Origin of the sequence: Absiella sp. AM29-15 (assembly GCF_003434225.1) — a bacterium.
Classification (GTDB): domain Bacteria; phylum Bacillota_I; class Bacilli_A; order Erysipelotrichales; family Erysipelotrichaceae; genus Hoskinsella; species Hoskinsella hominis.
Map to the genome: position 1 here is coordinate 95,578 of NZ_QVFL01000008.1, position 13,502 is coordinate 109,079.

The 13,502-nt window shown below is 33.5% G+C and carries 10 protein-coding genes; 3 read left to right on the plus strand and 7 right to left on the minus strand.

Going from position 1 to position 13,502, the window contains the following annotated elements; genetic code table 11:
* Positions 1 to 35: 35 nt before the first annotated feature.
* From DW761_RS09850 to DW761_RS09870, 5 genes are all read right to left on the minus strand, one after another.
* Positions 36 to 4,616, minus strand: coding sequence for a SpaA isopeptide-forming pilin-related protein (locus tag DW761_RS09850; protein WP_117517889.1), 4,581 nt, complete (start codon positions 4,614 to 4,616; stop codon positions 36 to 38).
* Between the two features lie 76 nt (positions 4,617 to 4,692).
* Positions 4,693 to 5,406, minus strand: a complete 714-nt coding sequence (locus DW761_RS09855; protein ID WP_054322384.1) for a CAP domain-containing protein — start codon at positions 5,404 to 5,406, stop codon at positions 4,693 to 4,695.
* Positions 5,407 to 5,626: 220 nt separating this feature from the next.
* Entirely contained in the window at positions 5,627 to 6,571 is a 945-nt protein-coding gene (locus tag DW761_RS09860; protein WP_054322385.1) for a ParB/RepB/Spo0J family partition protein, read from the minus strand.
* On the minus strand, positions 6,525 to 7,352 hold the full coding sequence (locus DW761_RS09865; protein WP_054322386.1) for a ParA family protein: 828 nt from the start codon (positions 7,350 to 7,352) through the stop codon (positions 6,525 to 6,527). The genes DW761_RS09860 and DW761_RS09865 overlap by 47 nt, the downstream gene beginning before the upstream one ends.
* Before the next feature lie 441 nt (positions 7,353 to 7,793).
* Positions 7,794 to 8,618, minus strand: a complete 825-nt coding sequence (locus DW761_RS09870) for an EFR1 family ferrodoxin (protein WP_117517891.1) — start codon at positions 8,616 to 8,618, stop codon at positions 7,794 to 7,796.
* A 263-nt stretch (positions 8,619 to 8,881) separates the two neighbouring features.
* Here DW761_RS09870 and DW761_RS09875 point away from each other — a divergent pair, with 263 nt between their 5' ends.
* Positions 8,882 to 9,667 (plus strand): C39 family peptidase, encoded by a 786-nt coding sequence (locus DW761_RS09875; protein ID WP_158553782.1) that lies wholly within the window; start codon positions 8,882 to 8,884, stop codon positions 9,665 to 9,667.
* Positions 9,668 to 9,670: 3 nt separating this feature from the next.
* Here the strand turns inward: DW761_RS09875 and DW761_RS09880 are convergent, their stop codons facing one another.
* The gene (locus DW761_RS09880; protein ID WP_117517895.1) at positions 9,671 to 10,015 is read right to left on the minus strand and encodes a YolD-like family protein; all 345 of its coding nucleotides are present in this window, start codon (positions 10,013 to 10,015) and stop codon (positions 9,671 to 9,673) included.
* Positions 10,005 to 11,261 carry a DNA repair protein gene (locus DW761_RS09885; protein ID WP_117517897.1) on the minus strand — a complete coding sequence of 419 codons (1,257 nt, stop codon included), beginning with the start codon at positions 11,259 to 11,261 and terminating at the stop codon, positions 10,005 to 10,007. The genes DW761_RS09880 and DW761_RS09885 overlap by 11 nt, the downstream gene beginning before the upstream one ends.
* A 140-nt stretch (positions 11,262 to 11,401) precedes the next feature.
* Between DW761_RS09885 and DW761_RS09890 the strand changes: the two genes are divergently transcribed.
* Complete coding sequence (locus DW761_RS09890; RefSeq protein WP_117454876.1) at positions 11,402 to 11,995, plus strand: LexA family protein; 594 nt, start codon at positions 11,402 to 11,404, stop codon at positions 11,993 to 11,995.
* A 57-nt stretch (positions 11,996 to 12,052) separates the two neighbouring features.
* On the plus strand, positions 12,053 to 13,447 hold the full coding sequence (locus tag DW761_RS09895; RefSeq protein ID WP_117517899.1) for a polysaccharide deacetylase: 1,395 nt from the start codon (positions 12,053 to 12,055) through the stop codon (positions 13,445 to 13,447).
* Positions 13,448 to 13,502: the final 55 nt, after the last annotated feature.

Below are 13,502 nucleotides of genomic sequence, written 5' to 3' on the forward strand. Positions count from 1 at the left end.
AAAAGGACAGAAAACAAAGTTCTGCCCATTTTAATCTATTTATCTTCTTTCATATCTTTTCGTTTTTTCAACATTATCGCTGCTGCTAAAACAGCACCTGTACTAAGTGCTAAGGTTGCCCATAATCTAACATTGGTTTCATCGCCTGTTTGTGGAGTTTTTGGTTTTAATTTATCTTTCATGACAATCTTATTTCCGTCTTTTGCAGTAAATGTAATACTTTCTGCTATTTCGTATTCTTTTGGTGCTATTTTTTCAGTAAGGATATATTCTTTTCCTTCAACAAGATATTTGATTTGATGTGGTTCTTTTGTAGATACCCACTCATCAATGACTTTTCCTGTTTCTTTCTCTGTAACACTCATATGAGCGCCTTCTAATTCTTTACCGGTAGTGAAATCTTGTTTGCTGAATACCATTTCGGTCGGTTTGTTCACACAAGTAACTTCTAATATATCTCTATCTTTTGTAACGATTACTTTATAGATATGATCATTTAGTACATACCCATCAACTTGTTTGGCTTCTTGAATGTAGTAAACGCCTAGTTCTAGATCATCAAAAGTCGCAATACCATTATCATCTGTTTTTACGGTTTGAATGATTTCGCTCATATCATCTTTTACAGAAATATTAAAATCTATTCCTGACGAGATTTTTTCTACATCGTTACTGTCTGCTTTTTTCACTTGGATCGTTCCTCGTGCAAGTTCGTTATTGATGGTTCCATTTACACCAATCATGACAGTATATTTAGAAACATCTTCACCATGATAGGCAATTTCAAAATCATATTCCGTATCGTTTAGAACATACTGTCCATTCGTAGATAATTCTTTGAGATAATAAACACCGTTCGGTAAATCAAAAGAATCTGCTAAAGATAAATGTCCATCTTCATTGATTCCTGAAGTGTAAATCATGGTATCGTGTTGAATTGCAATTTCACCTTTATAGTTATAAATATCTTCACGAGCAAAAATACCAAACACGACATCTTTGTATGCATTTGGATTTTTAAAATTCTTTTGTTCTTCTAATACTTTTGTCATATCAATATCAACCGTAGGGCGTTTGTTTTCTAAAGTTGATTCTATTGTTTGAAGTTCATTGATTTGATTGTCTTTGACTTCAAAATAATGTTTGCTTGTATCTTTGATATAACCATGTGGTGTTTTGGTTTCAAGATAATAATAACGACCAACTGGAAGTTTCTTGCTTAATACAGATTCTAAATCACTTTCTAAAGTTTCAATCTTTTCATCTGCTTTATAGATAGTATGGTTGCCAATCGTAATATCTTGAGCAGCATAAATCGTGATTTCTGCACCTAATAAATTTGATTTTTCCCATACCGGACTTTCCGTTTTACCAAATTCATTTTGTCCTGTTACAGTAGACATAAAGATTTCACCAGATTTGTTCCATTTTACTTGACCAAAGACCATTTCGTCTTTCATTTCTACACCTTGTACTTTGCCTGTATCTTTAACAGTAAATTCAATTTCATTGGCAATTGCATATCCATAAGGGGAACTGATTTCTTTTAAAATATATTTTTTGCCAACTTCTAAACCTTTTATCATATGCGGTTTGATTGTCCCATCTTCATTTTTACCATCTTGTCCACTGATCCATGAATCAAAAATTGCACCTTTATCATCTTTTGGATACACGCACATAAATGCACCTTCGATTTCTTCATCGTTGGTAATATCTTTTTTCGATACTTCGATTTTTGTGATTTCGTTTTTGAATACAGGTTCAAATTCAATCACTTCTTTATCTTGTCCTTGATACTTGGTATCAATAGAAATGACAGTATCACTGCTTGCATAACCAATCGGTGCTTTTATTTCTTTGATTTCAAAGGTCGCATTGATTGGTAAGTCTGCATGGAATACAGCTTTTCCATTTTCATCAGTAGTTGCTGTTTCAATCAATGTTCCTTTTTCAATCAGTAATGTCATTGAACGTGTGGCGTTTTCAATACCATAAATATCTTCACTGGCATATAAACCAAAAACTGCACCTTTTAATAAGGTATCTGTTTCTTTATCTTTTTTGATAACATTCAAATCTACTTTTTGTCTTTGATTTTCATAATCAATATTTTCAAAGACAATCGGAATGTTTTCATTCTCATATTTCAACTCAATGTGTTTGACTTCTTTATTTAATACGAAACCATCACCAGCAGTTTTTTCATAGATACTATATTTACCTAGAGGAAGATCTTTAGATATTGCATAACCGTTTTCTGTGGTAAGTTCTTCAATCTTTTGTCTTTTTGAATAAATCAAATCTTTTTGATTATCCGCTGAGTAAATATCTTCATCTGCTTCAAGGATAAATGTAGCACCATCAACCGGAAGTTTATCATACACAAATTGAATGTTTCCTTGTTCATCGGTTTTTGTACCAACTAATTGCTCACCGATCTTAAATACCTCGATGTTTCCTTTGACAGATCTATTTTCTTTTGTAACCATGATGATTGGTGTTTTTCCATCTTCAGCCATTTGATATGGAGTCGATGTAGATACTTTAAATTTAATAGGTTCACTATTTAAGACATACCCATAAGGAGCGTGAATTTCTTCTAATTGATATTCTCCGACCTCTAGAGTATTTGGTGTCGTTACTGTACCACTTTCATCAGTTTTAAACTCAGTTACATAATGAGGAATAGGGAACCAAACCCATTGACCGACATATTCATTTGTTTGTAAGTTTTTGATTTTAAATGTTGTATCAGGAAGCAAAACCGTTTTTCCTGTTTCTTCATCAACTTTGACTGCTTTGATCAGTGCTTTAAAAGGCGCATCGTTGAATACACGCCATACCTGAGGTTCACGATTATCTTCATCAACAATGACTGTAAAATCATCAACTGGCATCATTTCATTTGGAACTTTTGTTTCTTTGACTGTATATGTTCCATAAGGAAGTTCGATTGATTTAGCATATCCTTTATTGTTTGTTGTTAAAACATCATAAACTCTTGCTTTGTCCCAACCAACTTGATTGACTTCGCTTGTTAGTTTTACTGTAAATTCAGCACCTGCAACTAAATCAGATTCTTCACTGCCTTCTGTCGAAACTTTAATGATTTGGAATGCTTGTTTTTTGACTTGTTCTTTTGATGTTTGATTTCTTAAAACAACTTCAACATTTTGTCCTTCGTAATCGCAGTGAATATCATAAATCGTAGGATCAATTAAATATCCATTGCTTGCTTTTGTTTCTTTGAATTGGTAAAAACCTAATGGCAATCCTTTCACATCGCTCATATTTCCTTTTTCATCAGTAATACGAGTCGCAACGACTTCACCTTTAGAATAAAATTTCTTTGTATGTGCTTTATTGTAAATATCTTCTCCGGCAATAAGTTGATATTCAGCACCTTGGAGTGTCGCATCGCCTTGTGGTGTTTTACCTGTTTCGTTATCCTCTTTTTTCAAAGAAATGCTTGCTGTCGGTTCTTTATTGATTTGTTCTGTTGAAGCTGTAATGATTGCAGTATGTTGATCTTTATAAGATAGAGTTACTGTGATAGGCTCTCCATTTAACAAGTACCCATCAGCAGCATGAGTTTCAACAAAAGTATAAGTTCCTAATTTTAATCCGGTTAAATGAATTTTTCCACTTTCATTCGTTGTTACATCATTCACATAGCCTGTATTACTTGTTACATGATAAGTTGTACCTGCAACAGTTGCACTTTTATCATCATTGTATTTTGTGAGCGTAATTTCTCCAGTAGGTGCTTTATTTGTTACGACTAAAACATTTTCGCTTGCTTTTTGTCCTGCTTTGACTTCTACCGTTCTGACTGAACTATCCAATAAATATCCTTGAATCGTTGATTTTTCTTTTACTGTATAAGTTCCAACTTCTAAACGAACACCAGCTTCATCACTATCCCAAATACCGCTGCTGTTTGTTGTTACATCTTTTTTTGTACCATTAGGCATGGTAATTTCAAATACAACGCCTGCAAGTGGTTGTCCATCTTCATTAACTTTTTTAATTCGCATTCCACCGTCTTGTGGAAAGACACGATAGACTTTATAGGTAACAATGCTTGTACCATGTTTTGTTCCTAGTTCATCAACACCGCTAATCATAACTTGATCTTGAGGACCACTAGGCATACTTGCTGCACAATGAATAATTTGTCCATTTCCCATATAAATTCCCATATGAATAGCCTCACCACTTGCATCAAAATAGAAAATTAAATCTCCTTTTTTAGCGTTCTTTGGATTGGCTTCATTGGTAGGATACTGATAAGCAGTAACTCCTTTTCCATTTAAAAATGAAATAGCACTAGAGGTTGTAATACGGTCTGCACCTAAAGATAATCCCGTTTGTTTTAATACATAACTAACATATCCTGAACAGTCGAAACTGTTTGGACCGCTTGCACCCCATACATATGGTTTACCAATATGTTTCTTTGCTTCGTTAATCACTTCATCTGCTTTGTTTACTTCAAAAAACGTTGTTTCACTTGCTGCATAAACAGGTGTTGCAATATTTGAAAAAACAGAAGTAAACATTAAGACAAAAGTCGCAAAACAAAGCGTGAGTTTTCTTATCATTTTTTTCATGTTGTTTTTCTCCTTTCACAAAAAAAAGACACGATGTTATTTCGTGCCTTGATTGATCATATATTTTTTTGTTTTATTACCAATAAGTTCTAAATACAGAATAATAATATCCATCTACATAATAGATTGCGACAACACCAACGGTATTGTTTGGAGTAAGGACAATATTTTTATGTTCAGATGAATTGATCCAAGCAGTAAATGGATCAGGCGAGTTGGTAATACACTCACCATTATCTTCATGCCATAATGCTCTTTTTTCTGCCATTGCATATGCATGAGCATTGGCTTTTTCTTGATAATACTGAGAACTGCTTAAAGGTTGTAATCCGTTATCTGCCCTGTAATTGTTGATTTTGTTTAAAACTTCCACTTCCATTGCAGACTGTTTGACAGGTGTATTCTTAACTTCCTCTTTTGGTGGAGTTTCAGGAATATCCTGTTTAGGTGGATTACTTGGTTTGTTTGTTGGTTTTGAAGTATCTTTTGTATTCTCCTTGCTAGGTTGATTCACTTGAGGCACTTCTGTTTTAGGGGAAGATTTTTTTGTATTAGATGAAGATTGTTGCTTAGTTGATGATGGCTGTTCTTCTTTCTTTGTATCATCGTTATCCTCATTTTTTGTTTCTTCTTTTTCTTGTTGCGTTGTTTTATCTTCTTTTGTTTGATTTGTTACTGTAACTTTGTCTTTTACTGTTTCTTTGTTTGGATGATCTTTTTCTTGAGCATTGGAACAACCTGCACTGCATAACAGAATTAAAGCAATAACATAAAGAATTTTCTTTTTCATACACACACCTCGTTTCTTGCATTCAGTTTATCAATGAATGAAATTGAAAACAAATGTACTATTTACTATATTACATCTCTATATAGTATTAAGATATATCCCCATATTTCTTTTTGAGTTGGTAATAAGAGTTGGTATAGGGGGTTAGGTGTGGAAAGGGGGAGAAGCAAAAAAGTGGCTATCATCTATCATCGACACTAACCCCTTGTACGTCATAATTTTATCTCTCGCCTCTGTTTTTATTGCGATTTTTATATCGTTGATAATATTCAAGTGCTTTTATAATCTCGTTTTCCATTTCTTTAGCTGACGTCGAAGGCTTAAAGAACTTTTCAATTCGATTTTTAGTAATTCTGAATTTCTCAACTTGATTTGGTTTTTCTTCTTCCATGATGTTACGAATTGTATCATCAGTAAGTGTGTCATCATCGTGCATTTTACGCATTCTGATTGTTTGATCATGTGAAGGTGTGCAATCATTTAATTGAATGTAGTAGAGTAAAGATTGTTGTTCTTCTTGTGTTAAATAAGAGATTTCAACTGCTGGACGAAGTGCAATTTTGTTGTTGTCTACATACTCTAACAATTCTTTTGATAGGTAGGTTAGGCGAATATATCTTTTAATTTGTGTTTGACTTTCTTTTACTTTTTGAGCAAGTTCTTCATTTGCTCTTAACTTCGGACCCAGTGGGACCGAAGTTAAATCATTGCGTTTTCCTTGATGAGTTAATGCATCTAACATCATTTTATATGAAAATGCTTTTTCTGACGGAAGTATATTTTGTCTTTGACGTAAATTCGTATCCACCATTATAATGGTTGCTTCATCATCAGTTAAACTTCTTACTAAAGCAGGCATAGTTGCTTTATCGTTCTTTTCACTCGCATACTTTCGTCTATGTCCTGCAATCATTTGATATTTGCCATCTTCTGTTGGGCGAACAATCGCAGGCATAAGTACACCGTTTCTACCGACAGAATCAATCAATTCTAACATTTCTTCATCTTCTCTCACTTGAAAAGGGTGGTTAGGAAAATCAACAATCTTATTTAATTTGATTTCAATTACCTTTTCTGCTTGATCTAATGCTTTCTTGTCATCACTTTCAAACACATCATCATCGAGCGATGGAATCTCTATGCCGTTTAATCTCTCTCTTGGCATTTAAGTCCACCTCCCTTGCAAGTACATGATAGGCATTTGCACCATCACTTTTAGAATCATACTTAAAAATACTTTTTCCTACTGCTGAACTTTCTGCAATGGATACACGACGAGGTATTTTATTTGTGAATACATGAAAATGTTTTCCATAATTCTCATGAATCTGTCTGTTGATTTCTTTTCCCAATAATGTTCTTTCATCAGTCATCGTTATTAAGATTCCTTCAACTTCTAATTGAGGATTTTGATCATTTTTCGTCTTTTGTATTCTACTCAATAACTGTTGTGTTCCTGTTGCGGATAAATATTCAGGCTGTGTGGGGATAATTACGCTATCTGCACAAGTAAAGGCATTGATGGTAAGCATACCTAAAGATGGTCTACAATCAATAATAATAAAATCATACTTGTCTTTAACTGGTTTCAAAACATCTTTTAAAACCGTTTCTTTATCTTCAATGTTTTCTAGCGTCTTTTCAATATTTGACAGTTTTTCATTAGCAGGAATTAAATCAAATCCTTCTTCTGTATGAATAATTCGATTTTCAATATCACATTCATCAGAAACAATCATTTCAAGCATGATGTTAGATATTGTATCTTTCATCTTATTAGGCTCTGTATAACCCAACGCTTTTGCAGAATCACCCTGTGGATCAAAATCAATTAAAAGAACTTTCTTTTTTCTTAATGATAATCCTGCAGATAGATTAACAGATGTTGTGGTCTTACCGACACCGCCTTTTTGATTTGCGATAGCAATAATTTTTCCATATGGCATAAAAAAACCTCCTTTCTACATAACCAATCGCATGGAATGGATATGTAAAAAGGTCTTATTTCATGTAGTTTTACACAAAATTTTTAAAAAAGTACCCGATTTGCTAATTTCGTTTTTTAAAAGTGCTAAAAAACACTGATGGTTACTGAATAGTTTTGCTAATGACTTGCTAATTTGACCTTAAAAAATAGCTAATATTTAAAGGAAAATTAGGAAAGAAAAAAGTGTTCACCAATTCAAAAAAAGCCCATAAATAAAGGATAATTCGTGATTTTAGACGAAAAGGGAAGATGAGGTAAAATCGTGATTTTTTCCCTCCTAAGATTTAATTGCAGGTTCGATTCCTGCAGAGGGCGCCAATTTAGATAAGAATATCAGGAATGGCTGAAAAAGCCTCTTTTTTTATATATAAGCAACGATTATAAACGTATTATTTTCTATTTAGTAAAAGCATTGAATATCTAAGCGTCTTTTATAATTTTGTTCCAACATTTTCACATGAGATAAAAATGCTTCATCGTCAAAATATTTTGCATGAGTAGGACATTTTTTTATACATGCCTGACATTTGATACAAGTGCCAGGAACATCTATAAAATTATCAAAGGATATTGCACCCATTGGACAATTATTTGCGCAAATTCCACAGGATGTACAACTTTCCACCTTTGTCTTTGGTTTGGCTTTTAAAAATTTTGCTGGCTTTCCATCAATACCTAATGGTGTATAATAAGCATCAATTATATCATCTCCAGGTATAGAAAGTGATGCAGGAAGATTCTTTGATGTTTTTAACTTCATCACTACTTCTTCAACAAAAGACTCTAAACATTTTAAATCATCCTTGTTAGGGCGATTTGTTGCGATTCGAGATGAAAAAGCATGTTCACATGGCACAGCTAAAGCAGCAATACTATAAAAACCATGTGCTGTTAATTCATTGGAAAGTTCCTTTAATGCGTTATCAAATGAGCGATTGCCATAAGTTACAACAGGCATCACTAAAGTCTTATTTCCTTTTAGCTTTGTTTGAATAAATGGCAATAGTTTATTAGGAATTCTTCCCGCATATACAGGAATTCCTATGATTACAAAATCATCTGATGAAAAACTGTATTCCATATTGCGTTGCTGAGGTGATGTAAAATCTACATATTCGATAGTGACATTTAATTCTTTGCCTGTTTGATTAGTACAAGTTTTCACTACTGTTTCTGTATTTCCTGTTGGGCTGAAAAATAAACCATAGACTTTTCTTATGTTCATATGTATCCTCCATAGTATCTTTATTTCTTTTATTATAGCCAAACATAGACAAAAAAGCTATGATGATACCAAGCATTAATTTTATAAATAAGCCACATGTTGTGAAAGATGCAGCTGGTAAAATCCTAGAACGTGATAGCGACAGTTATGAAACAGTTTAGAAATGATCATATCAGCTAAGATGATGGAAAATCATCTTTTTCTTTGTCGTATGAAATATTCATCTTCCTTTTTTCGTTGTATAAATGAAGGCGGTGAAGTGTATGAAATTCAAATTGGTAAGTATTATAATCATCATTGTGATTGGCTGCACTTTCTACTATATAAATGAGTCTGATCAGAAGCAAAAGGATCATCCAATTGAAAATAAACAAGATCAACAAACACCTGATAAAGATGATAAAACAAATAAAGATGATCATACAAACACACAAATAATTATCACAGACCCTAATCAGCAAGATGAGCAGCCACAACATAAGGAACAGGATAAACAAAATGTTATAAAACTTGATGTTCCACAAAGTGTACAAGAGAATAATTATTTTTGTGTTCCTGCATGCGTACAAATGGTTTTACGTTATCATGATATAGAAGTCAGCCAGACACAGTTATCAAAAGAAATGCATACAGATACGGTTACAGGTACGGAATACATTGATTTAGCAAATACCTTAAATGCATATCTTTTCCACAAACAGCATATTGAAGGAAACGAACCAGGCTATCGTGTACAGACACTTGCGATTAATGACCAAAGTTCTCAAAGCCAGGCCTTATTTGAACAACGTGTGAAATCAGATATTGCTTCTCATGATCCAGTATTTACCGCAATTGATGTAATGGGACTTTATCCTGATTTATATCATGGCAATCATATGATTATTGTGATTGGTTATGCATCTACGAATGATGTCATTGATTATTACTATATCATTGATCCCTCCTATACAGTACAAGATCAAATATATGGTGGCTTAAAAATCGTTGGTCGTCATGAGCTTTATCAGGCAATTATTCATAATGAAGAACCTGCCTATATCTGGTAAAAGCTATAAGATTTTTTCCACAATATCTTTCCCACTGATTTCCACAATATCTTTCACAAGGATATTATTATCCACAATTCTGATTGTTTTTGTAAATTCTAAATCAATTTTAGTGACCATCCCCTCAACTTCAATGGCTTGTTTACCTTCATAATAAATCACTTTTATCATCATTCCTTTTTTCACTTGAAGAATTTTCCTATTTAATTCTTCATATTCATCACTAGAAAGCTGTTTTCTTTCCACAACAACCCGTTCTTTGCTTTTCAAATACTCATGAAAACCTTTTAAAGATTCAAATGGCAGAAACTGTTTTGCCCGCATCGCTTTATCTGCTTTATTCTGCATTATGACCACCTACTAATTTATTTCTTTTCATCGTTGTCGCTGCATCACATAAATTCATTCCTTTTAAGATTGCATTTTTCCCATACTTCTGTTTAATTTCCACAAGTGTATTTTGAAGCTTTCGTTCTTCTTTGATATCTTCATAATCCGTAAATATATCATAAGCCTCATATGTTTCATCTACAACATTACCAAATGTTATACCAATCTGACGTATCAGTTCTTCTTTGTTTGTGGTTTCTTCAAATAACTTTAAAAATTCCTTCAACAAAATTTGATATGAGTTTGTCACAACAGATAACTTCCGCATGCCTCCGGTTGAGGAAACGTCATCTTCAGCATAGCCAACATATAACCCAATATGATCACAAACCACATGTTTTTCTACTAAATCTAAAACATTCAATTCCACCATTTCTTTTATCACAAGATACGCATCTTCATATTCATAATTTTCAAAAAGAATCTGATTATTAGAAATTGAATTCGTTTTGGGAATATATTTTTTTATATCTGCGATGGTGGTTGGCTCTATACCATGTGCATGATCTATCAAATATTCTGCATTAACCCCAAATTCATTGTATAAAACCTTTTCTGGTGCGTGGGCAACATCATACATATCTACAAATCCATATTTCTCCAACCGTTTAGAAATCCCTCTGCCTACCTGCCAAAAATCAGTTAGTGGCCGATGATGCCACAGCGTTCTTTTATACGTTTCCTCATCCAGATATCCCATATGATCAGGGGTATGTTTAGCAGTGATATCTAAAGCTATTTTAGCCAAATATAAGTTTGTGCCAATACCAACAGTTGCAGTGATTCCTGTTGTATCAAATACATCATCTGTCAGTTTTTTCGCAAGCCTTTTCGCATCCATTTCATATAATTTCAGATACTCTGTCACATCCAGAAATGCTTCATCAATGGAATATACATGAATGTCATCTTTAGATATATATTTTAAGTAGATTCCATAGATATCTGCGGCATATTGCATATATAATTTCATTCTGGGAAGTGCTGTGATATATTCGATTGTATCTGGAATTTCAAAAATACGGCATCTATTGCGTACGCCCTGCTGTTTTAATTTTGGTGATATTGCCAAACAAATAGCACCTTTGCCTCTGGATGGATCTGCCACAACAAGATTCGTTTGAAAAGGATCAAGTCCACGTTCCACGCATTCCACCGATGCATAAAATGTTTTTAAATCAATGCATAGATAGATTCGTTCCATTCCTGCCACCTCCGTAATTGTATTTTAACACCAAAAATATACATAATCAACAAAATTATGTATACTATGTTTCCTTTTTCTGGTAAAATCGCTTTTCAATTGAAATAAAATACGGTATAATCAAAATAGAGGTGGTAACTATGGAATTAAAAGACATCATATTAGATTACAAAAATCGTTATCAGCTGTCTAATAAAGAAATTGCACAACAGTTTCATGTGACACATATCACAGTTGGACGATGGCTGCGTGGTGAGGTTAAAACAATACAGGAAGAAACCGCACAAAATATGAGTCGTGTGCTTGGTTATGATGTGCAATCTGTTTTGCAGGGAACCGCCATCACTTTGAAAAAGCCAGTTCTTGGCATGGCGAAGGCTGGTTATGATATGTTTCTTGAAAATGATTATCTCGGTGAAGAAAGTGTATCTCTAGAAGAATATCAACGTGGAGATTATTTTCTAAAAGTTGAAGGTGATTCCATGATCAATGCTGGTATTGTAGATGGTTCTTATATTTATGTTCATCAATGTGAAACGGTAAAAAATGGTGATATCGCATTAATTCGTATTGGTGATGAAGTCACGATAAAACGTTATTATAAAGACAGAACAAAGGTAGAACTGGTTGCGGAAAACCCTACAGTTGAACCACGAGTATTTACTAGTAAAGAAGCAGAAATGCTGCCTGTTAAAGTCATCGGCAAAGTTTTATTTGTGAAGCATTATCTCTAACATATTTTTACTTTTTTTGATTTTTTCATGGTACCATAAAGAAAAGAGGTGTTCTTTATGAAAAAGAAACGCATCATCATCTATATTTTACTCATAATCATTGCTTGTGCACTGGCTGTTATGGGATATCTATATTTCACTACACCAAATATCATCTTCTCTCATGAGCCGAAAATTATTGAAATCAATTCTAAATATGATGCGATGTCCTTTATTAAAAAGGTAGAACACAGTGATATTAAACAAGTATCTGTGAAAGATGACAAAGTAAATAATAAAAAGCTGGGCACCTATCAAATATTATATGCAATCAAAGATCAAACTTTTGCATTAGATGTACAGGTAAAAGACACGAAAAAGCCAGAAGTCACAACGAAACCTGTTTCTATTGAAATTGGAGAAGCTTTTGATTTAAAAGATGGTATCAAAGAAATAAAAGATGATACAAAAACAACGGTTGTATTGAAAAATAAAGATGAAGCTTTTGATAAAACTGGTAAGAAAAATGTCGATATCATCGTAAAAGATGAAGGCGGAAATGAAACAATCGCCACTATACCACTAACAATACAAGAAAAAGATAAAACGCCCCCTGTCATCAAAGCAGAAAATATCACTTTACAGGCAGGTGATTCTTTTGATGCATTATATGGGGTAAGTGCCAATGATGCGCGTGATGGTAAAGTGAAAATCACTGTCATAAAAAATGATGTAGATACTGAAAAAGCTGGTACGTATCATGTGACATATGAATCAAAAGATAAACATCATAATCGATCTGAAAAAACAATTACTGTCACAGTCACAAAACCACAATCAGTTTCAGGAAAAGTGATTTATTTAACGATTGATGATGGTCCCAGCGCAAATACACCGGCAATCTTAGATATCCTTGATCAATACAATGTAAAAGCAACATTCTTTGTGACAGCACAATCCCCTGGTTATCTTGATTATATCCGGATTGCGCATGAGAAAGGACATGCGATTGGCCTACATACCTATTCTCATAATTATGCGCAAGTTTATGCAAATGAAGCTGCATATTTTAGTGATTTACAGGCAATTAGCGACGTTGTTTATGAGAAAACAGGTGTACGTTCTCATATCATTCGTTTCCCAGGCGGTTCTTCTAATACTGTTTCCGCCAATTATAATTCTGGCATCATGAGTCGTTTGTCAAAAGAAGTCCAGAATAAAGGTTATCAATATTTTGACTGGAATGCGGCAAGTGGTGATGGCAACAGTGCTCTGCCAGCATCCACTTTGATACAAACTGCAAAATCATATGGAAATTATCCTTCTGTCATGATGCTGACTCATGATCATTCAGGAAGTCATTCTTCCGTTGAAGCTCTTCCAGAAATTATTTCATATTATCAAAATTTAGGATATACATTTGAAACAATTGATGTAAATACAAACGGATATCATCATGGTATCAATAACTAGGCATGGGAAACCACGCCTTTTTGTAAGCGTATGCATAAATAACTTGTGAATCAAA